Annotated in this window: 21 protein-coding genes and 1 riboswitch; of the genes, 7 read left to right on the top strand and 14 right to left on the bottom strand. The window is 71.8% G+C overall.

Going from position 1 to position 24,420, the window contains the following annotated elements; all coding sequences use genetic code 11:
• Position 1: 1 nt before the first annotated feature.
• Genes BLW04_RS16270 through BLW04_RS16250 form a run of 5 tightly spaced genes read right to left on the bottom strand, consistent with a single transcriptional unit; the run spans position 2 to position 4,618 of the window.
• A complete protein-coding gene (locus tag BLW04_RS16270; protein WP_091543374.1) occupies positions 2-706 on the bottom strand; it encodes an ABC transporter ATP-binding protein in 705 nt (234 codons plus the stop codon).
• Entirely contained in the window at positions 699-1,475 is a 777-nt protein-coding gene (locus BLW04_RS16265; protein ID WP_091543372.1) for an ABC transporter ATP-binding protein, read from the bottom strand. The genes BLW04_RS16270 and BLW04_RS16265 overlap by 8 nt, the downstream gene beginning before the upstream one ends.
• Positions 1,472-2,581 (bottom strand): branched-chain amino acid ABC transporter permease, encoded by a 1,110-nt coding sequence (locus tag BLW04_RS16260; RefSeq protein ID WP_091543369.1) that lies wholly within the window; start codon positions 2,579-2,581, stop codon positions 1,472-1,474. Before BLW04_RS16260 ends, BLW04_RS16265 begins: the two co-directional genes overlap by 4 nt.
• Positions 2,578-3,453: a branched-chain amino acid ABC transporter permease gene (locus BLW04_RS16255; RefSeq protein WP_091543368.1), complete on the bottom strand. Its 876-nt coding sequence runs from the start codon at positions 3,451-3,453 to the stop codon at positions 2,578-2,580. Before BLW04_RS16255 ends, BLW04_RS16260 begins: the two co-directional genes overlap by 4 nt.
• A gap of 4 nt (positions 3,454-3,457) precedes the next feature.
• Positions 3,458-4,618: an amino acid ABC transporter substrate-binding protein gene (locus BLW04_RS16250; RefSeq protein ID WP_175484090.1), complete on the bottom strand. Its 1,161-nt coding sequence runs from the start codon at positions 4,616-4,618 to the stop codon at positions 3,458-3,460.
• 731 nt (positions 4,619-5,349) lie between these two features.
• On the opposite strand from BLW04_RS16250, the gene BLW04_RS16245 reads away from it, so the two are divergent.
• The 3 genes from BLW04_RS16245 (at position 5,350) to bluB (ending at position 9,061) form a co-directional block, all read left to right on the top strand.
• A complete protein-coding gene (locus tag BLW04_RS16245; protein ID WP_091543362.1) occupies positions 5,350-6,072 on the top strand; it encodes a FadR/GntR family transcriptional regulator in 723 nt (240 codons plus the stop codon).
• A gap of 273 nt (positions 6,073-6,345) precedes the next feature.
• Positions 6,346-6,457, top strand: a riboswitch (TPP riboswitch).
• Entirely contained in the window at positions 6,451-7,308 is an 858-nt protein-coding gene (locus BLW04_RS16240; RefSeq protein WP_091543360.1) for a phosphomethylpyrimidine synthase ThiC, read from the top strand. Its footprint overlaps the riboswitch before it by 7 nt.
• Before the next feature lie 4 nt (positions 7,309-7,312).
• The gene (bluB, locus tag BLW04_RS16235) at positions 7,313-9,061 is read left to right on the top strand and encodes a 5,6-dimethylbenzimidazole synthase (protein WP_254781677.1); all 1,749 of its coding nucleotides are present in this window, start codon (positions 7,313-7,315) and stop codon (positions 9,059-9,061) included.
• Positions 9,062-9,064: 3 nt separating this feature from the next.
• Here the strand turns inward: bluB and BLW04_RS16230 are convergent, their stop codons facing one another.
• Genes BLW04_RS16230 through BLW04_RS16220 form a run of 3 tightly spaced genes read right to left on the bottom strand, consistent with a single transcriptional unit; the run spans position 9,065 to position 12,161 of the window.
• Entirely contained in the window at positions 9,065-9,451 is a 387-nt protein-coding gene (locus BLW04_RS16230) for a type II toxin-antitoxin system VapC family toxin (protein ID WP_091543357.1), read from the bottom strand.
• Positions 9,448-9,699, bottom strand: coding sequence for a ribbon-helix-helix domain-containing protein (locus tag BLW04_RS16225; RefSeq protein WP_091543355.1), 252 nt, complete (start codon positions 9,697-9,699; stop codon positions 9,448-9,450). The genes BLW04_RS16230 and BLW04_RS16225 overlap by 4 nt, the downstream gene beginning before the upstream one ends.
• Positions 9,700-9,752: 53 nt before the next feature.
• The gene (locus tag BLW04_RS16220; RefSeq protein WP_175484089.1) at positions 9,753-12,161 is read right to left on the bottom strand and encodes a helicase-associated domain-containing protein; all 2,409 of its coding nucleotides are present in this window, start codon (positions 12,159-12,161) and stop codon (positions 9,753-9,755) included.
• Between the two features lie 175 nt (positions 12,162-12,336).
• Here BLW04_RS16220 and BLW04_RS27605 point away from each other — a divergent pair, with 175 nt between their 5' ends.
• Positions 12,337-12,720 (top strand): hypothetical protein, encoded by a 384-nt coding sequence (locus BLW04_RS27605; RefSeq protein WP_217631082.1) that lies wholly within the window; start codon positions 12,337-12,339, stop codon positions 12,718-12,720.
• A 198-nt stretch (positions 12,721-12,918) separates the two neighbouring features.
• On the top strand, positions 12,919-13,668 hold the full coding sequence (locus BLW04_RS28580) for a VOC family protein (protein WP_254781675.1): 750 nt from the start codon (positions 12,919-12,921) through the stop codon (positions 13,666-13,668).
• Positions 13,669-13,674: 6 nt separating this feature from the next.
• Here BLW04_RS28580 and BLW04_RS16200 read toward each other — a convergent pair whose 3' ends face one another.
• The 3 genes from BLW04_RS16200 to BLW04_RS16190 all read right to left on the bottom strand — a co-directional run bounded on the left by BLW04_RS16200 (position 13,675) and on the right by BLW04_RS16190 (position 17,693).
• Complete coding sequence (locus BLW04_RS16200; protein ID WP_091543348.1) at positions 13,675-14,079, bottom strand: type II toxin-antitoxin system VapC family toxin; 405 nt, start codon at positions 14,077-14,079, stop codon at positions 13,675-13,677.
• Positions 14,076-14,333, bottom strand: a complete 258-nt coding sequence (locus tag BLW04_RS16195) for a type II toxin-antitoxin system Phd/YefM family antitoxin (RefSeq protein WP_091543346.1) — start codon at positions 14,331-14,333, stop codon at positions 14,076-14,078. Before BLW04_RS16195 ends, BLW04_RS16200 begins: the two co-directional genes overlap by 4 nt.
• A gap of 63 nt (positions 14,334-14,396) precedes the next feature.
• Entirely contained in the window at positions 14,397-17,693 is a 3,297-nt protein-coding gene (locus BLW04_RS16190; RefSeq protein ID WP_091543405.1) for a DEAD/DEAH box helicase, read from the bottom strand.
• 90 nt (positions 17,694-17,783) lie between these two features.
• Between BLW04_RS16190 and pgm the strand changes: the two genes are divergently transcribed.
• On the top strand, positions 17,784-19,418 hold the full coding sequence (pgm, locus tag BLW04_RS16185) for a phosphoglucomutase (alpha-D-glucose-1,6-bisphosphate-dependent) (protein ID WP_091543344.1): 1,635 nt from the start codon (positions 17,784-17,786) through the stop codon (positions 19,416-19,418).
• 80 nt (positions 19,419-19,498) lie between these two features.
• Entirely contained in the window at positions 19,499-20,362 is an 864-nt protein-coding gene (locus BLW04_RS16180; RefSeq protein WP_139306867.1) for a DUF559 domain-containing protein, read from the top strand.
• 36 nt (positions 20,363-20,398) lie between these two features.
• Here the strand turns inward: BLW04_RS16180 and glpK (BLW04_RS16175) are convergent, their stop codons facing one another.
• From glpK (BLW04_RS16175) to BLW04_RS16165, 3 genes are all read right to left on the bottom strand, one after another.
• Entirely contained in the window at positions 20,399-21,916 is a 1,518-nt protein-coding gene (gene glpK / locus BLW04_RS16175) for a glycerol kinase GlpK (RefSeq protein WP_091543340.1), read from the bottom strand.
• Positions 21,917-22,044: 128 nt separating this feature from the next.
• On the bottom strand, positions 22,045-23,547 hold the full coding sequence (gene glpK / locus BLW04_RS16170; RefSeq protein WP_091543338.1) for a glycerol kinase GlpK: 1,503 nt from the start codon (positions 23,545-23,547) through the stop codon (positions 22,045-22,047).
• 6 nt (positions 23,548-23,553) lie between these two features.
• On the bottom strand, positions 23,554-24,279 hold the full coding sequence (locus BLW04_RS16165) for an IclR family transcriptional regulator (RefSeq protein WP_091543336.1): 726 nt from the start codon (positions 24,277-24,279) through the stop codon (positions 23,554-23,556).
• Positions 24,280-24,420: the final 141 nt, after the last annotated feature.

The raw sequence follows: 24,420 nt of genomic DNA, 5'->3' as shown, positions 1-24,420 counted from the left end.
CTCAGATCCCCAGGTACGCCGAGCGGATACCCTCGTTGGCCATGAGCTCGCCGGCCGGGCCCTGCAGGGTGATGGAGCCGGTCTCCACGACGTAGCCGCGGTCGGCGACCTCCAGCGCCTTCTTGAGGTTCTGCTCCACCAGCAGGATGGTCAAGCCCTCCTTCGCGAGCCTTCGGATGATGGAGAACACCTGGGTGACGATCACCGGAGCCAGTCCGAGGCTCGGCTCGTCGAACATCAGCAGCCGCGGCCTGGTCATCAGGGCTCGCGCGATCGCGACCATCTGCTGCTCGCCACCCGACATGCTGCCGGCCACCTGCTTGCTGCGTTCCTGCAGCCGGGGGAACAGGTCGAACACGCGCTCGAGCGACTCATCGCGGTGCTTGCGCGCCGTCTTGGAGTAGCAGCCGAGCTCGAGGTTCTCGAGCACCGTCAACGACGGCCACAGCTCGCGGCCCTCGGGCACCAGTGCGATACCGAGCTCGGCACGACCGTGCGCCGGCAGACCGGCGATCGAGGAACCCTCGAACACCAGGTCCCCACGACTGATCGGTCGAAGACCCGAGATCGCCCGCAGGGTGGTGGTCTTGCCGGCACCGTTGGACCCGACGAGGGTGACCACCTCGCCTTCCTCGACCCGCAGCCCCACGCCGTACAACGCCTGCGCGTCGGCGTAGAAGACGTCGATGTCCTTGACCTCAAGCATCGTGGCGCTCCTCAGCGGAAGGGGTGACGGTCTCGCCGTCCTCGTCGTCCTCGCGGCCGAGGTACGCCTCGATCACCTGCGGATCGTGGGCGACGTCCTGCGGGTTTCCTTCGGCGATCAGGCGCCCATGGTCGAGGACCATGATGCGGTCGGACAGGCCCATCACCGCGTGCATGACGTGTTCGATCATGATGATCGAGGTGCCGCGCTCCCGGATCTGGCGGATCAGGTCGACGAACCGCTTGCCCTCCACGGGGTTGAGCCCCGCCACGACCTCGTCCAGGAGCAGCACCCGCGGCCCGGTCGCCAGCGCCCGCGCCACCTCGAGCCGTTTCCGGCCGGCCAGCGTCAGCTCACCGGGGAGCTGGTTCGCCCGCTCGGCCAGCCCGATGAAGTCCAGGATCTCCATCGCCCGGTCCCGGGGGGAGGAGTGGCTTCCCTCCGGGCTCCCGTAGTGGTGGCCGACCAGGACGTTGTCCAGCACCGATAGCCGGGCGAACGGCCGTACGATCTGGTGCGTGCGGCAGATTCCCTGGTGCACGGAGCGATAGCCGGCCTTGCCGTTCACCGGCTTGCCGTCCAGCAGCACCCTGCCGTGGGTGGCCGGCACGGACCCCGCGGCGACGGAGAACAATGTCGTCTTGCCGGCGCCGTTCGGGCCGATCAGGCCGAGGATCTCGCCCTCGGCCAACTCGAAGCTCACGTCGTCGACGGCCTTGAGGCCGCCGAAGTACTTGCAGACCGATTCCCCGACCAGCAGCGCGCTCACGCCGATGTCCCTCCCTTGCTGTCGTCCTGGCCGGGGACACCGGTGAGGACGGGAGGGGCCCCGTCCGGATCCGCGGAGGCGGACCCCATGCCGCCTGCAGCGGTGGACGCAGGCGGCTTCCTGCCGAGCCGCTTGCCGAGTCGCAGAAGCAGGCCGCTCAGGCCGAGCGGCTCGAACAGGATCACGATGATGAGCAGCGTCCCGTACAGGCCCAGGTAGAGCTGCGGGTAGCTGGCCAGCAGGAACTCCTGGATGACGACGAAGACGATGGCGCCCATCGCCGGCCCGAGGATCGTGCCGATGCCGCCGATGACGCCGATCAGCACGAAGGAGATCGAGCGGTCGAAGCTGAACATGTCGAGCGGGTCGATGAAGGCCTGGTACGACGCGTAGAAACCGCCGCAGATTCCGACGACGAAGCCGGACAGGAAGAGCACTGCGTCCTGGTAGAGCGTGGCGTTGACGCCGACGTCGGCGGCGGCCTCGACGTCCTCCTTGATTGCCAGCAGGCCCAGGCCGATGCGGGACTTGCGGAGCCAGTAGGAGATGGCGACCACCGCGGCGAGCAGGTACAGGCCGTACCAGTAAAGCTCGTACTTCGTGGGTCCGTTCCCGATGGGCAGGGACAGGCCGGAGGAGCCACCCGTGAAGTCGCTCCAGTACGTGGCGACGAGACGGGTGGCTTCTCCCACCCCGATCGTGGCGATGCTGAAGTAGGGGCCCCGCAGCCGGAGCGTGGGGTGCCCCCAGATCAGCGCGTAGAGGCCGGCCACCAGCCCGCCGACGACCCAGGTGAGCCAGAACGGCAGCCCGAAGGTGATGGCGAGCCGCGCCGCCACGAAACCGCCGGTCCCGAACATCGCCGCATGCCCGAAGCTGATCTGCCCGACATAGCCGCCGAGCCAGTTCCAGGCGAGGCCAGCCGCCATGAACATGAACGTGAGGCCGACGACGTTGTGCAGGTAGCCGTCGAGGGAAAGCACCAGGGGCGCCAGATACAGCGCGACCAGCGCAACGACGAAGATCCCGAGGGCCTTCGGCGAGAGCCACAGGGGCAGCCCGCGTCCGGCTCGCCGACCGGCTGTCCGGGTCCGCGTCGAACTCACCTGAGCACCTTCTGACCGAAGAGGCCACCGGGCCGCACCACGAGCACGACGACCAGAAGTACGAAGCCGACCGCAGCGGTGAGATAGGACGGGACGACGTAGATGGACCCGACCTCGGCGAACGCGAGGACGAGCGCGCCGAGTGCGATGCCCACGACGCTGCCCAGCCCGCCCAGCACGATGATGACGAAGCTCTTGAGCAGTTCGCCGGACCCGAACGAGGGATTGAAGGCGAACAGGGTGGATGCGAGCACGCCGGCCAGCCCGGCCAGCGCCGTCCCCACTCCGAACGTCAGGGAGTAGATGCGTTCGACGTCGATACCCACCAGCGTGCTGCTGTCCGGGTTCTGCGTCACTGCCCGGACCGCCTTGCCGGTGTAGGTGCGCGACAGCCACTGCTGCAGGCACACCAGCACGACCAGCGAGATCGCGAACACCAGCACCCGGTTCAGCGAGTAGGAGTTGCCGAAGATCGACACCGAGGCCGTCGAGTAGGACGTGCGCACGGCCTGGTCGTCACCGCCGAAGAGCAGGTACATGACGTTGCGAAGCACCAGCCAGACGCCGAAGAGCAGGAGCAGGGACTGCACGCCCCCTGCCGCTCCCCGCGGTAGGAAGCGCACCAGGCCCCGGTAGATCGCCATCCCGATGAAGAAAAAAACCACCATGACGATCGGAATCGCGAGGTACGGGTCGATGTGCAGCCTGGTGAACAGCAGCCAGGACGCGTACGCCGAGACCATGATCATGCCGCCGTGCGCGAGGTTCACCACCCGGAGGACGCCGTAGATCAGGCCCAGTCCGTAGGCCATCGATGCGTAGAACCCCGCGAGCAGCACCGCCGAGACGGCCAGCGCGAGAGCTTGTCCCATGCGGTCAGCCCGCGCAGTTCGGGTTGGGGGTGACGCCCTCACCCGTGGCCACGTCGGCCGGGTAGATGATCGGCGAGGTGCCGTCGGGCAGGTTCTGCTGGACGACGAACGGGTAGCTCGCCTGGCCGCCCTTGTCGGCCGGGAAGCTCAGCTTGCCGCCCGGGAGGATGGACTCCATCTCCATGCTCGACAGCTCGTCACGGACCTTTGTCTTGTCCACGGAGTCGGCGTTGTCCATGGCCGTGAACAGAGCTCGTGCCGCCTCGTAGGAGACGGCCTGGTACCACTCGGGCTCGGCGTCGTACTTCTTCTTGTAGTCGTCGATGAACTGCTTGTTCAGACCCTCGTCACCGAGCTGGCTGTTCCACCAGACCGCCGAGAGGATGTAGTTGACGCCCTCCTGGCCGAGTGCGGCCTGGGCGTCAGCCTCGGTGCCACGGGCTCCGTAGGTCACCAGCTTGTTGCACATGCCCGAGCTGAGGTACTGGCGTTGCATCGTGATGAAGTCGGGCACGTGCGCGTCGACCATGAACATGTCGGCGTTCGCCGCCTCGACCTTGTTCAGCACCGCCGAGAAGTCGTTGCTGTTCAGCGCGAAGGACTCGTCCACGACGATGTCGTACGCGCCGCCACTGGCATCGGCGAACTCCTGGATGCCCTTGCGGAAATCCTCACCGTGGGAGGTGTTCTCCCAGACCACGGCGATCTTGGCCGGCTTGGGGAGCTTGCCGGCCTTCTGCTGCTCGTCGATCCACTCCATCTCAGTGGTGGCCAGGTTCTCCACCGGGGCCAGGTCGCCGAAGACCCACTTGTAGCCCTTGCCGTAGATCGAGGTCGCCGCGCCACCGCCGTTGACGTAGGGGATCTGGCTCTGCTCCGCGACCGTGCTCTGCGCTTCCACGAGCGAGGTCGAGTAGGTGCCCAGGAAGGCGTTGACGTTGTCCGAGGTGATCAGGCGTTGGGCCAGGTTCACGGCCTTGGCCTGGTCGCTGGTGTCGTCGAGCAGCTTGAGCTCGACCTTGACCTTCTTGCCCCCGATGTCGATGCCGCCGGCGTTGTTGACCTCCTCGACGGCGAGCTCGTAGCCCTGCTTGTAGCGGCCCCCGGTCTTGGACTCCGCGCCCGTCAACGGCAGCGTCGCGCCGATCACGATCGTTCCGGGCACCTCGGACGAACCGCTGCCGCTGCTGCTTGGGGACTGCGACGGCGCGCACGCCGTCATCGCCAGCACAGATGCCGCTGCGAGGACACCGGCACGCACGATACGACTCTGCGAGACATGACCGTTCACGACACTTCTCCTTGGGTACGGCGGCGTCGGCGACGGCGGCCTTGGCTGGGCGACGTCCACCGAGTGAGCGACGGGTGTACGTCCGGCTCAGTGGCTGAACCACTCGCCGTAGTGTTGCGGCGGTCACACTGCGGGTCAAGGGAGACTTCTCCCCGATCCGGTCACGAGGTGGTCACGACTCGAACCAGCGGTATCGGAACCGGCCGTGTCCCGGATGTCGGTGGGGTGATGGAGTGGCTCGACCGCTAGTGCGTCACCGCAGAAGTTGCATCGGCGTGGTGTTCTCGCCACCAGAGAGAAGACCGTCGTGGCGACCCTTCCCCCGCTCGATGTCAGCGCTGAGGACCGCGCGGTGTTGGACGGCTGGTTCCGAACGCACCGGACCGGGCAGCTGATGGTTGCGCGAGGGCGTGGTGCTGCTGGCGGCCGATGGGCTGACCAACCGGGCGCGTCACCGGTATGCCCAGGCCGGGAAGGGGCTCAGCGATCGGGCCGTCCGCCGGTGTACGGCTACCACGAGCGACTGCAGGTGGCGGCGACGACGACCGGGACCCCACCCGATCTGTCGCTAGGCGACCGGTCGCACCTTCAATAGATTGGACGGCATGGTGGAGGTGTCTGCCGCCCGCTTGGGACGGGTCCCGCGGCAACGGCTGTACGAGCAGATCGCCCAGCAGCTGTTCGAGCACATAGGCACCGCCGGCCTCCGTCCCGGTGATCGGCTGCCTCCGGAACGTGAGCTTGCGGCGCGGCTCGGGGTCAGCCGGGCCTCCCTCGCGCAGGCGCTGGTCGCGCTGGAGGTGCTGGGCGTCGTCACCGTCCGGCACGGCGACGGCGTCGTCGTGGTCGAGCACTCCAGCGACCGTCAGGTCGTCTCGGCGCTGCGGGCGCACCGCGACCGTCTGCCCGAAGTGCTGGAGGCCCGCGCCGCGCTGGAGGTGAAGCTTGCGGCATTGGCCGCCGAGCGCCGCACCCGGGCCGATCTGCGCGCCATCGACGATGCGCTGGCCGGAATGGCGGCGGACATCGACTCAGGCGGTCGGGGTGTGGAGGGCGACGAACGGTTTCACGCCGCGGTGACGGCGGCTGGGCACTCCGCGTTGCTGGCTCGCCTGATGCAGGAGATCTCCGACCTCATCCGCGAGAGCCGGCTGGAGTCCCTGAGCCAGCCGGGTCGCCCTACGGCATCGCTGGCTGGGCACCAGCGGGTCGCCGACGCCATCCATGACCAGGATGCCGTCGGGGCGGCGGCCGCGATGGAGGCCCACATCCAGCTCGTCTCCGACGTCGCCGTGCTGCGCGAGGAGGACGACGCCAGGCACGGTTGAGCGCGGGGTACGGGAGTCCCCGGTTGCCTGACCGGAGAATGGACTCGCCGACGAGTGGTGATCAGGCCGCTGGAGTGAGGGCGACCGTGTAAGCCAGTGCCTCGACCTGGTGGCTGTGGTTGTACTTGCCGCCTGAGCCGGCGACGACGACGCATGGCCGCGGTAGTCCCGGACGCTGTCGTCGCGACCCCCGCCGCCCCCAGATAGTCGGGCATCGAACGTGAACCCGGGGCCCCCGGCGGTCGCTGCCCGGAGCGCCGTGGGTACCTTGGCGCTCGTCACCGCGGGAGCCTGGCGTACCGGGCTGATAAGACGGCTGATCGGCCGCTGACCGCCACAACCTGATCCGGGTCAGTCCGGGGTGGGGAGGGGACAGCCATGACGGCTCCCACCACCACATCCGCCATCTCCCCCACATCCGCCACCTCCACCGGGGCCAGCCGCAGGACCTACCTGCCGGGCCGACGCCCGGACATGCGGGTCCCCATGCGCGAGATCGTGCTGACCAGCGGGGATTCCGTCGTCCTGTACGACACCTCCGGGCCCTACACCGACGGCACGGCCGACACCGACGTCCGCGCCGGGCTGCCCGCTGTGCGGTCGGCCTGGATCGGCGAGCGGGGCGACACCGAGACCGACGACGGGCGCCCGGCCCGCGCCGAGGACGACGGCCGCCGCTCCGATGAACTGCGCAACCTGGACGCCGTGTTCGCCGACGGCGGCCGCCGTCCGCGCCGGTCCACCGGGAGCCGGCCGGTCACCCAGCTCGGCTACGCCCGCCGGGGGGAGGTCACCGCGGAGATGGAGTACATCGTCGTCCGGGAAGGTGTGGGCCTGCCCGACCGGGACGACGTCAAGGAGGGCAAGATCGCCTACAAGATCGCCGCGCACACCGCCGCCGTCGCCAAGGGGCACCCCGGCGCGCAGGCCTGGGACGACGCGCTGTCCGATGCCCGGTTCGAGTTCCGCTGGGAGGACCAGTTCGACCTGGCCCTCGACCCGGACACCGCCCGGTCGGTGCACGACGAGACGCTGCCCGCGGCGCCGGCGAAGACGGCCCACTTCTGTTCCATGTGCGGTCCGCACTTCTGCTCCATGCGCATCTGTCAGGACGTCCGCCGCTACGCCGAGGAGCGCGGCCCCACCTCCGAGGAGGCGATCACCGCCGGGCTGAAGGAGCAGGCCGCGCAGTTCGGAGAACTCGGCGGCCGCATCGAGCTCCCGCTGGCCGAGTAGTCCGGTGCCCCCGGACGTGTGGCCCCGGCCGGTCCCGCTGATCGGTGACCGGACGTCGGCGTCCCAGCGACAGGCCGATCCGGCCGGCTGGGCGATGCCCGAGGCGGACCGGGCCGCGCTCTACCGGGTGGTCGGTGCCCGCCGCGACGTCCGCCGGTTCCGTGCGGACCCGGTGCCCGCCGACGTGCTCGACCGGGTGCTCGGGGCCGCCCACGCCGCACCGTCGGTGGGCCACAGCCAGCCGTGGCGCTTCGTCGTCGTGGCTGACGACGCTCTGCGGGACCGGGCTGCCGTCCTCACCGACCGGGAGCGGCTACGCCAGGCCGCCCTGCTCGACCCCGACGCCGGCCGCCGGCTGCTGGACCTGCAGCTCGAGGGGGTGCGCGAGGCGCCGCTGGGCGTGGTGGTCTGTTGCGACCGGCGCACCCCCGCGGCCGGCGTGCTGGGCCGGGCGACCTTTCCCGACGCCGACCTGTGGAGCTGTGCGGCGGCGATCGAGAACCTCTGGCTGGCCGCCCGCGCCGAGGGCCTGGGCACCGGCTGGGTGACGCTGTTCCGGCCCGCGGAGCTGGCCGGCCTGCTCGGCCTGCCCGACGGCGTGGTCACGCTGGGCTGGCTGTGCCTGGGCTGGCCGGACGAGCGGCCGCCCGAGCCCGGCCTGCAGCGGGCCGGCTGGTCGCGGAAGCTGGAACTGGCCGACGTCGTGCTGACCGACCGGTGGCCGCAGGACGACGCGCCGCCGCCGCCGCCCTCCCGGCTGCGCGCGCCGGACCAGGCCGCCGTCGTCGCCGCCCGCGACCGCGCCGACCGGCTGCTCACCCCGCCCGGGTCCCTGGGCGTGCTCGACCGCGCGGTCGACCGTGCCGTCGCGCTGGGCCGCGGGGACGTCGCCGGTGGCGTGCTCGTGCTGGCCGCGGCCGACCACCCGGTCGCGGGGCACGGCGTGTCCGCCTACGACGCCCGCACGACCCGCGACGTGGTCTCCGCGGCGGTGGCCGGCACCGCCCTCGGCGTGACTGCGGCCCGCGCCGCCGGACTGCGCACCTCCGTGCTGGACGCCGGCGTGGCCGGGGACGCGGTGCCCGGCGCGGTCGACGTCCGACCGGCCGGACGGCGGGGCGACCTGGTGTCCGGCGCGGCGTTGACCACCGCGGACGTGGCCGGTCTGCTGGCCGCAGGCCGGCGGGTGGGGGCGTCCGCCGCGGCGGACGGTCTGCTGGTCCTGGGCGAGGTGGGGGTCGGCAACACCACGGTGGCCGCCGCGCTGGCCTGCGGCCTGCTCGGTCTGGGCCCGACCGAGGTGGTCGGCCTGGGGGCCGGCGCCGACTCGGCCATGGTGGAGCGCAAGCGGGAGGTGGTGTGCGTGGCCGTGGACCGGGCCCGCGCGGCGCACCCGTCGCTCGGCACCGACCCGCTGGTTGCGCTGGCCGAGCTCGGCGGCCCCGAACTCGCCGTCCTGGCTGGGGTGACGCTGGGGGCGGCCGAGGCGCGCGCCGTCGTCGTCCTGGACGGGTTCGCCGCGTCGCTGGCGGCGCTGGTCGCAGTGCTGGTGGAGCCGGGCGTGCAGGCATGCCTGGTGGCCGGCCAGCGCAGCCGCGAGCGCGGGCACGACGTCGTCCTGCAGCACCTGGGCCTCGAGCCGCTGCTGGACCTGCGGATGCGCGCCGGGGAGGGCGCCGGCGGCGCGCTGGCGGCGGGGCTGCTGCTGTCCGCGTTGCGGCTGCGGCGGGAGACCGCACGGGTCGAGTCCTGACCGTCAGGTCAACGCGAAGGCGGGGGTGAGGTGGGGGAACATCGGGAAGTGACGCACGTTCAGCGTCGCCAGCTCCAGGCCGTTCACCTCGACGACCGCGGCGATGAGGTAGTCGCCGAGGCCGATCCCGCTGTGTGAGCAGCGGTAGCTGCGCATGAACTCTGCGGCTCGCCAGCCGACGCGTTCGGTGACCGGGAAGACGTCGAGGCTGGACAGCAACCGGATCACCTCGTGGCGCGCGGGTGAGCGCATCCCACCGGTGACCTCCGTGATGGTGACCGTACTGGTGGCCAAGCGGCCGGAGCGACGACGAGCGTCCAGGAGCCAGTCCCGCGCCGTCGGCGAGCCACGGAGGTGGGCGATGAGGACATCGCTGTCCACCAGGATCATCCGCGGCGGATGCGGTTCAGGTGCGCGGCGCGGGTGTCCGGCTCGCGGGTGACGAGGTCGTCCTCCGACCACACCCCGTACGAGTCCTCGATCGCGGTCAGGTCGGCATCGAGGTCGGGGAGTGCGGTGGGGATCCCGCGATCGATCAGCCGGCGGACCACCTCGGCACGGGAGACGCCCTCCGCGCGAGCGACGGTGTCCAGAGCTGCCGTCTGGAACTCGTCCAGGTGCAGGTTGGTCCGCCGCATACACCGCGACATGCACGCGCCGGGCTTCCGGACCGAGCATCGCGGGCCGGCCCTCATCCCACCGCGGAGACCGACCGGATCCGGGCAAGGGTGAAGACCCGTTCGTCCTGGCGGAGTTTGCACCACGCGTAGAGCATCGGGCCGGACAGCTCGACGTCGGTGATCACCCGTGACGTCACCGCCCCGCTGGGCGACTCGTACTGGATGCGCACAGGGGCGTCGGTCTCGATGGCGTGCGCCAGCTGGTCGATCTCGCTGCCGGTCAGGCGCGGGGCCACGCCGGCCAGCGCCAGCGCCACGTCCGAGACCGGCGGCGGGGGGGCCGTGCTTCCGTTGGCCAACCGGCGGGCGAGTTCGGTGGGATTCACCGGCCCCGCCGCCTCCGTGCGCCCCGGGCGGCCCTGAAGGGACCGGAGTGCGCTCCGCAGCACGGTGACCCGGGATGGCGTGTCGTCGTCGGGAACATCCGTCGGCGCAGCCCCAACCCCCTCGCTGGTCGGCTCGGCGACCGGGAAGTAGCCGACCTCCCGGAGTCGGGCCAGCGCGGCGTCCAGCGGCACGGTGGAGGCGAGCACCGTGGGGGCGATGACGTGCAGCCCCAGCTTGGTCAACCGCCGGTCGGCGGCCACCTCGGCCAGCAGCGCGGTGTCCTCGCTGCGGATCACGCTGGCCGCGGGGAGCAGCCGCAGTCGGCCGTGCCGCCGGGCGACGTCGGCGATCAGGAACCGCAAGGGTTGGGGCAGCTCCCGCGCTGCGCAGGCGGCCAGCTGTTCGAGCAGCGCATCGGCGGTCATGCCCTCGTCCAGCGCCCGGCGCACGCTGGTCGGGCTGAACCGCCAGGTCGTCGCGCCGCCACGGCTCTCCCGATCGGCGCAGCCGTCCAGCAGCGTGGTGACCCGGGCCGACGGGCTGCCGGCCACCAGGACGGTCAGGTCGGAGCCGAACATCGCCTGGTCACTGCTCGCCGGCAGCATCCGGGTGAGTTGTTCGCCCAGCGCTTCCACGTCGCCGGTCAGCAGAGCGGCGCCCGCCGGGCTCAGCGCGCCGGCCCCGAGCACGCCGAGCAGCTCGGCTTCCCGCCAACTCGTGCGCAGCGGGGTGTCGGCGTCCTGCGCGAGAACGTGCACCAGCGGCCGCTCCCACAGCGCCACCGCGGCCACCGCGGCCGGATCGGTGGCGGCCGAGCCGGGCGGGACCGTCGACGCCGCCTGGAGCAGCACCATCCGTGCGGCGAGGCATCCCGCACATGTCCCGCGGGCCCGCAACGCCCGCAGCGCCTTGCCGTCGGCGTCCCGGGAATCGGTCGGCACGGCGGGCAGCCGCCACCAGGCGAGCAGGAGGGCGGCGAGCTGGGCGGCGGGTTCGGCCGCCCGCCAGGCCCCGAACCGGGAGCCGACGTGGACCTGCTCACCCGGCTCGATCAACTCGGCCGCGGCGGCCAGTTCGAGAACCAGCCGCACCTCCGGCTCGGTCGCGCCGGTCTCCTTCGCCAGCCGGGTCAGTTCGCGGACGCCGATTCCCCCGCTGGCGAGTTGCGGCACCGGGGCGCGGGCCATGCGGTCGAGCAGCGCGATCGCATACCCGGCGAACTGCGTGGCCGCCGCCGCCGCGGCCGACTCCACGACGCCGGTGGCCGTTTCCCGCGCCGGTACCGCTGGCCGGTCGGGGGTGAACGGTGCCCGGTACGCGGGCCCGCGCAGGGCCAGCGCGATCTCTGCGGGCAGCCAGCACTCATTCCCCCAGGACGGACCGACGAGCAGCCCGTGTTCCATCCCCCACTGCCGGGTGGCTGCCTTCCGCCGGTAGGCGCGCTGGTCGTAGCGGTCCTCCGGCTCGTCGTCGGCGGAACCGGTCTGCGCCAGCCGTTCGAGGTCGGCGGCCACCTGGGCGGGTGCCTGGGCGGCCAGCGCACGGACCGTCTCCGGTGTGGACAGCACCGCCAGCAGCAGATCGAGTGATTCCGCCTTGCGCCCGACGCGCTGGTGCCCGAGGAGACGCAGCGTGCGGTTGATCGTGTCGGCCGTCTGCTCCCGCCACAGCTCGCGCAGCGGCGGATCGAGATCGAGCGGCTTCGGGAACAACTCGCTGAGCCGCGCCGGCGTTTCCCACTCGTCACCGGGGCCGGGCCAGACGACGGCGAGGCGGGTCAGCTCGGTGAGCACCGCTCGCACCGCGGTGGGGTGGTCGGTTCCGCGGCCGGCGTCGTCCAACAGGTCGATGAGGGCCGTCGTGGTACGACATTCCCCGAGGGCATGCAGGGCCTCGACCATCTGGAGGAACGGCGCAGGCAGGCCGCGAAGCGTGGCGGCCACCGACTCGGGGTGGGTCAGCCGCTCAGCCAGTTCGCCGAGAGATCCCGGCGGCCGGCCGGTGACGGCGTCGGGTCGCCGGGTCAGCAGTTCGGCGAGTGCGTCCTGATCGAGGCCGGCCAGCCAGTCGGCCAGTCCGCGGTGTTCGGCCATGGGCCCATTCAACCGCGCGGACGCTGGAGACCCGCGCGCCGTCCACAGCACCCGACGACCGGCCACTCGATGGAGTGGCGGACCCCGCGACCGTCCGCACCGCCACCTATCGTGTCCGGCGGCCTGCCTGACGCGGGGGGACGCGAGTTCGTTGACGGCAGAGCAGCGTGCGCGCGTGCTCATCGACCGTCAGCTCACCGGCGCGGGCTGGTCCGTGCAGAGCAGGCCGAACATCCTCTTCGCTGCTCAGGGCGTCGCCGTCCGCGAGGTCATCATGGCGCCGGGACACGGCCGTGCCGATTACGTCCTCGCCGTAGGCCTGGGCGACCGCGGACGGAGCGCGTCGAGACGGAACGGTTCCACCCGTTCGACTGCGATCAGCTCGTCGCACGCGTCGAGGGAGACCTCGCTGGAGGACTTGGACAGCCTTCCGGCACCGGAAGTCATCGCCCGCCAGATCGTCGTCGACGACCTGACCGCTGCCCTGGCCGAGTTCGAGGCGGTGGCGGTGGCCCTGGAAGGCGCTGCCGGGCCGCTGCCGGACGTCGGGACCCCGTAGGCCAACGTATGCGTGGCTCGCACGCGGTTCCGCAAAACCGTCGTCAAGTCGTGCGGCTTGCTGTGGGCAGAAATGTGAACGCGCCGCAGCCCACCTGGAGCTGGGGCGCTCATGGGGTGCCGCAGGAGTGGGTCGACCACCGCCCGCGCCTGCGCTGCGCGCCCGGCGTTGACCAGGCACCCGGGCCAGCAGGCCGGGATGCAGCTCTCGCTCACCCCGCTCGGTGCCCGCGCGCCGCACTGGGTCGGCCGGTTCGCCGCGGTCGAGGCGGTGCTGGTCCTTCGGGCCGCTTGGACAGCACGTCCGCCCCGGAGGTCGCCGAGGCCCTGGCGGCTGACCACGGCTCCGGGCGGACGGCTGCGGATCGCCGAGCTGGCCGGCCGGGTGGGTTGGTCGCAGCGGCACCTGACCCGGGAGCGGCGGGCGTTCAGCGGGCTGTCGCCGACTCGGTGGCTGGCCACGGAGGGCGATTTCGTCCACGACGAAACTCATGCCGGTGCGGGGAGCCTTGCCGACATGACCATTCCCGACGCACCGCCGCCCACTGTCTGGCCCACCCTGCGCGCCCACGACGCGCGAGGGCTGATCCGCTTCATGGTCGACGCCTTCGGCTTCGAGGAGGTCGTCACCTACGGCGACCAGCCCGGCGGGAGCGGCGACGTCGTCATGCACGCCCAGCTGTCCTGGCCGCTGGGCGGCGGGGTCATGCTCGGCTCCGTCCGGGACGGCGCGGACGACGAGTGGCCGGTGCCGCCGGGCAGCGTCGGCTGCTACGTGGTGACCGACGATCCGGCCGCGCTGCACGACCGGGCCGTCGCCGCCGGCGCGGAGGTGTTCCAGCCGCTGCACGACACCGACCACGGCTCCCGGGACTTCGCCGTACGTGACCCGGAGGGGAGCCGGTGGAACTTCGGCACGTACCGGGCAGATCCGCGCGCGGCGGGCTGAGGCGGCTCAGATCCGCAGGACCCGGAGCCCGGGCACGCCGTCGTAGTCGGGATCCTGGGTGACGACAGGGATGTCGTGGGCGATGGCCGTGGCGGCGATCCACGAGTCGTTGAGCGGCATGCGCGTGCCCGCGTCGCGCAGTGCCAGTCGCAGGGCAGCCCAGGCAGCAGCGACCGGCCGGTCGACCGGGAGCGGATCGAGGGCGTCGGCCCGAGTCAGGGTCTCCAGACGACGGGCGCGCGTCGGGCCGTCACAGGCCGCGAGCACGCCGAGGCGAAGTTCGGCGATGGTGATCACCGAGACGGCGACCCGCCGGGGCGGCGTATCGACCAGCGGTCGATCCTGCTCGACGGCGATGAACAGCGACGTGTCGGCCAGCCCCAGCTCCACGCCGCCGGACGGGTCGGTCATCGGCTGACCGGCACGTCGTCGGTGGTGTCCGGCACCAGCTCGCCGAGGTCGCGGGCGAGCCCGGCGTCGGCCCTGCCCCCGTCGAGCAGTTCCCGGAACTCCACCCAGGACATGGTCCGCCGCCGGGTGGGCAGCGGCACCAGTTCCGCCACCGGCCGACCGCTGACCGTCACACGCAGGCGTTCCCCCGACTCGACGCGGCGCAGGACGCCGCTCACGTCGTTGCGGAGATCACGAGCCGGCACATCAGTCATGGCCTCACCGTAGCAGGACTGCTACAGCGAGGAGGTGTTGCGCTCATGGCAGGAACCGCCGGATCAGGGCGCGAACAGGCCCCGGATGTCCTCGGCGGTCAGCGGTGCGGACAGCAGGGCGTCGTCGTCCATCACCCGCGCGAAGAGGTCGGACTTGCGGGCCTTGAGGGCCATGACCTTCTCCTCGATCGTGTCGGTGGAGACCATCCGGTAGACCATCACCGTCTTGTGCTGCCCGATCCGGTGGGACCGGTCCACGGCCTGCGCCTCGACTGCCGGGTTCCACCACGGGTCGAGCACGAAGACGTAGTCGGCTTCCGTGAGGTTCAGCCCGAAGCCACCGGCCTTGAGGCTGATCAGGAAGACCGGGGCACTGCCGGTCTTGAACTCCTCGATCCGCTTCGCGCGGTCCCGGGTGCGTCCGTCCAGGTAGGTGTAGGAGACGCCCTCGGCATCGAGCCGGTCCCGGACGGTGCGCAGGAAGCCGGTGAACTGGCTGAACACGAGCGCCCGGTGACCTTCGCCGACGACTTCGGCCAGGTGCTCGAGCAGGACGTCGACTTTACTGGCCCGGACGCCGGCGTACTTCTCGTCGACCAGGGCGGGGTCCAGGCTGAGCTGCCGCAGCAGGGTGAGGGACCGGAAGATGGTGAACCTGTTCTTGTTCAGGTCGTCGACCAGGCCGAGCACCTTGGTGCGCTCGCGCTGCAGATGGGTCTGGTAGATCTTCTGGTGCCGCGGGTTCAGCACGACCTCGAGCACCTGCTCCTGCTTCGGCGGCAACTCGGTGGCGACCTGCTCCTTGGTCCGCCGCCGCATGAGCGGCCGGATGCGCCGACGCAGGGTGGCCAGCAGCTCCGGGTCGGTGCCCCGCTCGATCGGCGTCCGGTAGAACTCCGAGAACCGCTTCGGGCTGGGGAACAGGCCCGGGGCCACGATCGACAGCAGCGACCACAGGTCCATCAGGCTGTTCTCCAGCGGGGTGCCGGTGATGGCCAGCTTGAACGGGGCGGATAGCTGGCGGGCGCATTGATAGGTCTTGGCCTGGTGGTTCTTGACGAACTGCGCCTCGTCCAGGACCAGCCCGCTCCACGGCAGTGACCGGTACTCCTCCTCCTCGATCCGGAACAGCGCGTAGGAGGTGACCACCAGGTCCGCGCCGGAGACCAGCTCGGACAGTGTGGTGGCGCGGCGCGCCTCGGTCTCACCGACCGTGACGACGGTGATCCCGGGCGTGAAGCGCTCGGCTTCGGCCGCCCAGTTGGGAACGACGCTGGTCGGCGCGACGACGAGCATCGGGTGCGGCAGCCGGCCGCCGTCGCGGGCCGCCACGACCATGGCCAGCGTCTGCAGCGTCTTGCCCAGTCCCATGTCGTCGGCCAGGATCCCGCCGAGCTCGTGCTCCAGCAGGAAGCTCAGCCACTGGTAGCCCTCCAATTGGTAGGGCCGCAGTTCCGCCGCCAGACCCGGGGGCTGCTCGGCGGCAGGGACGGCGTCGATGTCCAGCAGACCCTGCACGCTGCGCGCCCAGCGCTCGCTCTGTGCCTGGACGACGCCCAGCTCGGTCAGCTCCTCCCACAACCCGACCTGGTACCGGCTGATCCGGAGTCCCTCGCTCTCCCGGTCCTGCAACGCCCGCGCTTCCTCGATCAGCCGGCGCAGTTGCTCGAGTTCCGGTCGCTCCAGGCTGAAGTAGGTGCCGCTGTCCAGGACCAGATGGCTGTCTCCCCGCGCCAGGGCGAGGAACAGATCCTGAAACGGGATGTCCTCGTCCTCCACCGAGACGGTGACGCCCAGGTCGAACCAGTCCGCGTCCTCCCCCTCGGTCGTCGACACCTGGACCAGCGGCGCCGCCTCGGCCCGCCGGTAGTCCGGTGGCGTTCCGACCACCTCGACCAGGACGTCGTCACTGAGCTGAAGGCCGGGCAGCATGTCCTCGGTGAAGAACACGGTGTCCATGCCGGTCAGCTGCACGCCGCTGGCCGGGTGCCGTTCCGGGCCCGGTTCGCGCAGCTGGGGCAACTGTTCGTCGGGTAGCCGGAGATCCGCCAGCAGGCGCCGTTCGGCGCCTGCGTCCCGCGTCGTCCCGGCGTCCGGCCCGTGCAGCGGGAGACGCCGGACGTCGTCCCCGACCGGGTAGGCGAAGCTCCAGCCGAGGGTGACGCGGTGGTCGGCGGCGTAGGTGGCGGCCAGGGCGAGCCGGGGCGGGAGAATCTCCGGCAGCGGGACGGTGTCGTCCGAGGATCGGACCGGCGCAACCTGACGCAGGCCCGGGTAGTAGTCCCGGACGAAGCGATCGACGTCCTTCGCCGGGATGGACAGTTGCCCTCCGCGCACCAGTCGGGACAGCTGGCGGGTCGGCCGCGCGGCCAGGGGGGCCAGCAGCAACCCGGCGCCGGCGCCGGCGTCGGGCGGCAACGGCGCCGCCGCGCCGTCGACGAGCAGACCGTGCGCCGGGTCGCCGAGGAAGGTGGTCGCGGCCGGGTCCACCCTGGCACCGCCGATGGAGACGAGGGGTTCGAGCGTGGCCGGACCGGTGGAACGGGCGCGGCGCAGGTCCAGCTCCACGTCCGCAGGGGTCCCCGCGAGCACGATCGGCCCCGGGGTGCCTTTCGCCGGCACCAGCAGGACGCCGGCATCGACGAGCTGGTCCAGCAGCGGCCACAGCGCCGGGCCGAAGTCGTGGAGGTAGAGGTCGTTGGCCCGGTAGTAGTACGGGTCGCTGGTGGCGTTGTTCGCCCGGAACAGCGCGAGGAGGGCCGCCCGATGTGCGGGTACCCGGCGCAGGTACGCGACCTCGTACTGCAGGTCGCGCCAGGAGACTCCGGTCCGGATCCAGCCGCCGTTTTTGCCGGGCACGGCCGGCCGGATGCTGACCCGGGGCTGCGCCGGGCTCGGACCTCCCGGGCCACGTGCCCGGCCGTTGACCTGCGGCGTCGTGCTCAGCTCGAACTGCAGCGCCAGGGGGACGGCGGTGCCGACTTCCACCCGATCGGTATCTCCGAGCAGCTCGGCGACCGACCGCTCCCAGCCGCGCAGGGCCGGCTGACCAGGCTTGGAGTGGGCTTCCCGCGCGGCGAGGATCACCGCGGCGACGTGCTTGCAGTCCCCGCCGATCGGGCAGCTGCAGTGCCCGGACCACCAGCTGCCGTCCCCGCCCTTCTCGGCGGTGATCACGGTGCGATAGGGGGTGGGGGCGGCGCCCTTCACCTTGGCCATCAGCACCTGCCCGTTGGGCTCGGCGCGCAGGTCGAAGACCCGGCCCTGGCGGACGTAGGTCACCGCCCGCAGGAACGAACTCTGACCTACGGCGTCGCGGATCTCCCGATCAGTGACTGCCCTGGCCCACCCGGTCGCCACCACACGAGGCTAGTGGCGCCGGCATCGACCATGTCGTGTTCCCCGGCGTCCGGGTCGCGCCGCCGGCCACCCCAGGGTCAAGATCAGGCCATGAGCGACCCCCGCGCCGGCCAGCCCGCCCAGCCCAGCGACCTGGTCGACGTCCCACACCTGGTGACGGCTTACTACGCAATCGAGCCCGACCCGGCCGACGTCGGCCAGCAGGTCGTGTTCGGCACCTCCGGGCACCGCGGCTCGTCGCTGGACGGCGCGTTCAACGAGGCGCACATCCTGGCCACCACCCAGGCGATCTGCGAATACCGGGCCGGGCAGGGGTACGACGGCCCGCTGTTCGTCGGCCGGGACACCCACGGCCTGTCCGAGCCGGCCTGGGTCAGCGCCCTGGAGGTGCTCGCCGCCAACGACGTGACCGTGCTCGTCGACTCGGCCGGCCGGTATACGCCGACGCCGGCGGTCAGCCACGCGATCCTCACCGCCAACCGGGGGAAGACGAGCGGGCTGGCCGACGGCATCGTCGTCACCCCGTCGCACAACCCGCCCCGGGACGGCGGCTTCAAGTACAACCCGCCCACCGGCGGCCCGGCCGACACCGACGCGACGGGCTGGATCGCCCGGCGGGCCAACGAGCTGCTGGCCGCCGGGCTGGACGGCGTTCGGCGGGTGCCCTTCGCCCGGGCCCGCGCCGCCGCGGAGTCCTACGACTTCCTGGGCACCTACGTCGACGACCTGCCGAACGTGATCGACGTGGCCGCCATCCGGGACGCCGGGGTGCGGATCGGCGCCGACCCGCTGGGCGGCGCCAGCGTCGACTACTGGGGTGCGATCGGCGAGCGGCACGGCCTGGACCTCACCGTGGTGAACCCGCTGGTCGACCCCACCTGGCGGTTCATGACCCTGGACTGGGACGGCAAGATCCGGATGGACTGCTCCTCGCCGGCGGCGATGGCTTCGCTGATCGGGCGCAAGGACGAGTTCACCATCGCCACCGGCAACGACGCCGACGCCGACCGGCACGGCATCGTCACCCCCGACGGCGGGCTGATGAACCCCAACCACTTCCTGGCCGTGGCCATCTCCTACCTGTTCAGCCACCGGCCGGAGTGGTCGCCGGGGACCGCCGTCGGCAAGACGCTGGTCTCCTCCTCGTTGATCGACCGGGTCGTCGCCTCGCTCGGTCGCCGGCTGGTCGAGGTTCCGGTCGGGTTCAAGTGGTTCGTGCCCGGCCTGCTCGACGGATCGGTCGGCTTCGGCGGTGAGGAGTCCGCCGGGGCATCGTTCCTGCGCCGCGACGGCAGCGTGTGGACGACCGACAAGGACGGGCTGCTGCTCGCCCTGCTGGCGAGTGAGATCCAGGCCGTGACGGGACGGTCCCCCTCGCAGCTGCACGCGTCGCTGACCGCCGAGTTCGGCGAGTCCGCCTACGCCCGGGTCGACGCTGCCGCCTCCCGGGAGGAGAAGGCGAAGCTCGGCAAGCTCTCCCCCGAAGACGTCGCCGCCACCGAGCTGGCCGGGGAGCCGATCACCGCCAAGCTGACCCGCGCTCCGGGCAACGACGCGTCGATCGGCGGGCTGAAGGTCACCACCGAGAACGCCTGGTTCGCCGCCCGCCCGTCGGGCACCGAGGACGTCTACAAGGTCTACGCGGAGTCCTTCCGGGGCCCCGAGCACCTGGCGCAGGTGCAGGAGGAGGCCCGCGCCGTCGTCAGCGCCGCCCTCGAAAGCTGAGCCCCAGGGCAGAAATGGCCATTTCCTGGGGTTGTGGACGACGTCAGCGGGCAATGCCCGGTGAGGCGCACCCTTCCCCGGTGTCCAGCCGCCGCCACCGCCTGACCGGGGTCTTCGTCGGGAGCCACGCCGTCGCCGAAGGCGTGGTCACTGCCAAGGAGCTGCGCACGCTCGGGTACCGCCGTCTGGTGCAGGGCGTGTACGCCGACCCGGCGCTCCGACTGGACCACGAGCTCCGCTGCCGTGGCGTCGCGCTGCTGCTCCCCGAGGGGGCGGCCATCGGCGGCCATTCCGCGGCGGCCTGGCACGGCGCGCCGTTCGCCGGTGTCCACGACCCTGTGATGGTCGTGCGCTCAGCGGAGGTCGAGTGGCGGGGGCCCCGTCAGGTCCGGGTGCACCGTACGGACCTGCGCAGCGGGGACGTCGAGGTGCGGGACGACGTGCCCGTCACGACCGCACTGCGGACAGCGTGGGACGTCGCTGCGCTGGAGCCGCTCGGCACGGCGGTCGCGGCGCTCGACGCCATGGTTCGGTCCCGAGCTGTCACCGTTCCGCAGTTGGCCGAGCTTGCAGCGGCGGCCACCAACCGGTGGGGTGTCAGCCGGGTACGACGTGCGGTGCCGCTCGTCGACGCCTGCGCCGAGTCGCCACCGGAAAGCCGGGTGCGGGTCGCACTGGCGGTCGCCGGCCTGTCTCCGGTCCCGCAGTACCAGGTGGTCTGTGCGGGGGTACCTCTCGGCCGGGTGGATCTCGCCTACCCCGAGGCGAAGGTGGCCGTGGAGTACGAGGGCGCCTACCACTTCGACGGCGTCCAGATCGTCCAGGACGACGAGCGCTACGCACGCCTGCTGGCTGCCGGGTGGCAGGTCATCCGGGTCAGCGCTCTCGACCTGCGTGACCTCGACGGGGTCGTCGCGCGCGTGCGTGCTGCCCTGGCCGTGTGAGGGGGCAGAAATGGCCATTTCTGCCCCCTCGTCGCGTCAGAGGACGTCCTCGTCCACCCAGTCCAGGCTCTTGGTGACCGCCTTCTGCCAGTTCCGGTAGGTACGCTCCCGCTCCTCAGCCGGCATCTGCGGCTCCCAGCGCTTGTCCTCGGCCCACTTCGCGGTGAGCTCGTCCAGGTCGGACCAGAAGCCGACGGCCAGGCCTGCGGCGTACGCGGCGCCCAGCGCCGTCGTCTCGGCGACCTTCGGCCGGATCACCGGGACGTCGAGCAGGTCGGCCTGGAACTGCATGAGCAGCTCGTTGCCGACCATCCCGCCGTCGACCCGCAGTTCGGTCAGGTCCACCCCGGAGTCGGCGTTCATCGCGTCGAGAACCTCGCGGGTCTGGTAGGCGGTGGCCTCCAGCACCGCCCGCGCCAGGTGACCCTTGTTGACGAACCGGGTCAGGCCCACCACGGCCCCGCGGGCGTCGGAGCGCCAGTGCGGGGCGAACAGGCCGGAGAAGGCGGGCACGAAGTAGGAGCCGCCGTTGTCCTCGACCGTGCGGGCGAGCTCCTCGATCTCCGGGGCGCTCTTGATCATGCCCAGGTTGTCCCGGACCCACTGGACCAGCGACCCGGTGACGGCGATGGAGCCCTCCAGGGCGTACACCGGCTTGGCGTCGCCCAGCTGATAGCACAGCGTCGTGAGCAGGCCGTTCTGCGAGGGGACGGCGTCCTCGCCGGTGTTGAGCAGCATGAAGTTGCCGGTGCCGTAGGTGTTCTTGGCCATGCCCTTGGTGAAACAGACCTGGCCGAAGGTCGCCGCCTGCTGGTCACCGAGTGACCCGGCGATCGGCACCCCGGCGAGGAAGCCGGCCGCCCGGCCCTTGCCGTAGACCTCGGAGTTCGAGCGGATCTCCGGCAGCATGGACATCGGGATGCCCATCTCCTGGGCGATGCTCTCGTCCCACGCCAGGGTCCGGTAGTCCATCAGCATCGTGCGGGAGGCGTTGGAGACGTCGGTGAGGTGCAGGCCGCCGTCCGCACCGCCGGTCATGTTCCACATCAGCCAGGAGTCGATGGTGCCCATGACCAGGTCACCGCGCTCGGCCTTCTCCCGTGCGCCGTCCACGTTGTCCAGCACCCAGCGGACCTTCGGACCGGCGAAGTAGGTCGCCAGCGGCAGGCCGACCTTGTCCTTGTAGCGGTCGGCGCCGCCGCCGAGGGCCCCGAGCTCCTCGCAGATCTTCCCGGTGCGGGTGTCCTGCCAGACGATCGCGTTGTAGACCGGCTCGCCGGTGGTGCGGTCCCACACCACCGTGGTCTCGCGCTGGTTGGTGATCCCGACGGCGACGATGTCGGAGATGCCCACGCTGCTGCGGGCCAGGGCCTGGCCGACGACCTCGCGGGTGTTGGTCCAGATCTCCTTCGGGTCGTGCTCCACCCACCCGGCACGCGGGAAGATCTGCTGGTGCTCCTTCTGCCCGACGGAGACCACGGCCCCCTCGTGGTCGAAGATCATGCAGCGGGTGCTCGTGGTGCCCTGGTCGATCGCGGCGACGTACTGGCTCACGGTGGGTTTCCTCTCGGTGCCGGGTGGGACGGCGACGGGCGACGGCGGGGCTGCCCACTGTCGCGCCCATCACGCCCGGCAACAACCGCCTCCGTGCGACATGGTCGGACGAGTGGCTGCCGCCGGGCTCAGGGCGCTCCCCACGCGACGCTCAGCTGCACCGCCCGCTCCCACCTCGGGTACTCCGCCGTGCACTCGCGCGCCCGGCCGGGATCAGGGGTCCACAGTGCCGATCGGTGCCAGTTGCGGCGCAGCGCCTCGACGTCGGACCAGATGCCCACCGCCAGCCCGGCGGCGTAGGCGGCCCCGAGCGACACGGTCTCCCCGACCATCGGGCGCACCACCGGGGTGTCCAGCACGTCGGCCACGAACTGCATGAGCAGGTTGTTCGTGGTCATCCCGCCGTCGACCCGCAGCGTGGTCAGCGCCAGCCCGGAGTCGGCCGCCATCGCCCCGACGACGTCGCGGGTCTGCCAGCCGGTCGCCTCCAGCGCGGCCCGGGCGAGGTGGCCCTTGGTGACGTAGGAGGTCAGCCCGGCGATCAGGCCGCGCGCCTCGCCCCGCCAGTGCGGGGCCAGCAGCCCGGAGAACGCCGGGACGACGAAGCAGCCGCCGTTGTCGGTGACCGTCCGGGCCAGCGTCTCCACCTCCGCGGCGGACCCGATGAGGCCCAGGCCGTCGCGCAGCCACTGCACCAGCGCTCCGGTGACCGCGACCGACCCCTCCAGCGCGTAGTGCACCGGCTCCCCGGCCAGCTGGTAGGCGACGGTGCTGATCGACCCCGACCGGGTGCGGACCAGCTCGGTGCCGGTGTTCTGCAACAGGAAGCTGCCGGTGCCGTAGGTGCACTTGGCCTCGCCGGGGGCGAAGCACACCTGGCCGAACAGCGCCGCCTGCTGGTCGCCGAGCGCCGCGGCGATCGGCAGCGCCGGCGACAGCGCCGTCGCCACGCCGAGGCTGCCGACCGAGGGTCGGATCTCGGGCAGCATCGCGGCCGGGATGCCGAAGAAGGCGAGGAGGTCGGGGTCCCAGCGGCAGGTCCGCACGTCCATCAGCAGCGTGCGGCTGGCGTTGGTGACGTCGGTGACATGGACGCCGCCGTTCGGGCCGCCGGTGAGGTTCCAGATCAGCCAGGTCTCCATCGTGCCGAACAGCAGCTCCCCGCGGTCGGCCCGCTCCCGGGCGTGCGGAACGGCGTCGAGGATCCAGCGCAGCCGCGGACCGGAGAAGTAGCCCGCGATCGCCATCCCGCAGCGCTCGGCCACCAGACCGGCGTCGGGGCGGGCGCACAGCTCGGTGACCAGGTCAGCGGTGCGGGTGTCCTGCCAGACGAGGGCGCGGGTGACCGGACGGCCGGTTCGCCGGTCCCAGACGACGGTGGTCTCCCGCTGGTTGGCGATGCCCAGGGCCACCACGTCGCCGGCGTCGGGGATGTCGCCGAGCACCTGCGCCGCGGTGCGTTGGGTGTTGGCCCAGATCTCCATCGGGTCGTGCTCCACCCAGCCGGGCCGGGGGAAGTGCTGGCGGTGCTCGCGCTGGCGCACCGCGACCATCCGCCCGGCGCGGTCGAAGACCAGCGAGCGGGTGGACGTCGTCCCCTGGTCGACGGCCAGCACGTAGCGCTCGGTCACCGGAACTCAGCCGCCGTGGCCGAGCTCGCGGGAGACCGCCGAGGCGGCGTCGGTCACCATCGCGACCAGCGAGCTGCGCGGCTGGCGGCGGCCGTCGAAGACGGCGGTCACCGGCCCGCTGACGCCCAGCGCACCAACCACCAGACCGGTGGCCCCCCGCACCGGCGCGGCCAGGCCGCCCTCCCCGGCCGCGTGCTCACCGCGCTCGGCGGCCCACCCGCGGGAGCGGACCGCGGCCAGCTCCTCCCGCCACCCATCGGGCGGCCGCGGAGCCGCCGCCGGCCGCTGCACGGCGAATGCCTGCAGGACCATGCCCAGCGCGGAGTGCGCGGGCAGCGCGGTGCCCAGGTCCAGCACCTGTGCGGAGTCGTCGGGCCGGAACACGTGGTGGACGACGACGGCCTGGCCGCCCACCAGGGTGGCCAGCCGCACGGACTGCCCGCTGCGGGAGGCCAGCGCGTCGGCCCAGTTCGACGAGCGGGCGCGCAGCTCGTTGACGTCGAGGTGGCTGCTGCCCAGCCGCAACAGGCCGGTGCCCAGCGCGTAGTGGCCGGTGGCCCGGTCCTGGTCGACGAAGCCCACGAGCAGCAGGGTGCGCAGCAAACTGTGCGTCGTCGTCTTGGCCAGACCCACGGCCTCGGCGATGTCGGTGACGCCCAGCGTCCCGTGCGACGCGGCCACGACCTGCAGGATCGCCGCCGCCCGCTCGATGGACTGCACGGTGCCGGGCACGGCGCACGACGCTAGGCCATCGCGGGGCGTACGACCATGTAGGACAGCGCCCGTCGACGCGCTGGTCGGGGCGGTCCTACCGTGGGTGCCGAGTCCTGTGGGTCAGCGTGACCGGACCGGTCGTGCGCCCGGCAGCCGCAC

The organism is Modestobacter sp. DSM 44400, assembly GCF_900107175.1.
Lineage (GTDB): Bacteria > Actinomycetota > Actinomycetes > Mycobacteriales > Geodermatophilaceae > Modestobacter.
Note: the sequence above shows the minus strand (reverse complement) of the source record. Positions and strands in the feature narration are given on the sequence as shown.

Excerpts from the sequence above, each read along its gene's own strand:
- BLW04_RS16270 (WP_091543374.1), bottom strand. The coding sequence starts at position 706 with ATGCTTGAGGTCAAGGACATCGACGTCTTCTACGCCGACGCGCAGGCG.
- BLW04_RS16255 (WP_091543368.1), bottom strand. The coding sequence starts at position 3,453 with ATGGGACAAGCTCTCGCGCTGGCCGTCTCGGCGGTGCTGCTCGCGGGG.
- BLW04_RS16245 (WP_091543362.1), top strand. The coding sequence starts at position 5,350 with ATGGTGGAGGTGTCTGCCGCCCGCTTGGGACGGGTCCCGCGGCAACGG.
- BLW04_RS16240 (WP_091543360.1), top strand. The coding sequence starts at position 6,451 with ATGACGGCTCCCACCACCACATCCGCCATCTCCCCCACATCCGCCACC.
- BLW04_RS16230 (WP_091543357.1), bottom strand. The coding sequence starts at position 9,451 with ATGATCCTGGTGGACAGCGATGTCCTCATCGCCCACCTCCGTGGCTCG.
- BLW04_RS16225 (WP_091543355.1), bottom strand. The coding sequence starts at position 9,699 with ATGCGGCGGACCAACCTGCACCTGGACGAGTTCCAGACGGCAGCTCTG.
- BLW04_RS16220 (WP_175484089.1), bottom strand. The coding sequence starts at position 12,161 with ATGGCCGAACACCGCGGACTGGCCGACTGGCTGGCCGGCCTCGATCAG.
- BLW04_RS28580 (WP_254781675.1), top strand. The coding sequence starts at position 12,919 with ATGCAGCTCTCGCTCACCCCGCTCGGTGCCCGCGCGCCGCACTGGGTC.
- BLW04_RS16200 (WP_091543348.1), bottom strand. The coding sequence starts at position 14,079 with ATGACCGACCCGTCCGGCGGCGTGGAGCTGGGGCTGGCCGACACGTCG.
- BLW04_RS16195 (WP_091543346.1), bottom strand. The coding sequence starts at position 14,333 with ATGACTGATGTGCCGGCTCGTGATCTCCGCAACGACGTGAGCGGCGTC.
- pgm (WP_091543344.1), top strand. The coding sequence starts at position 17,784 with ATGAGCGACCCCCGCGCCGGCCAGCCCGCCCAGCCCAGCGACCTGGTC.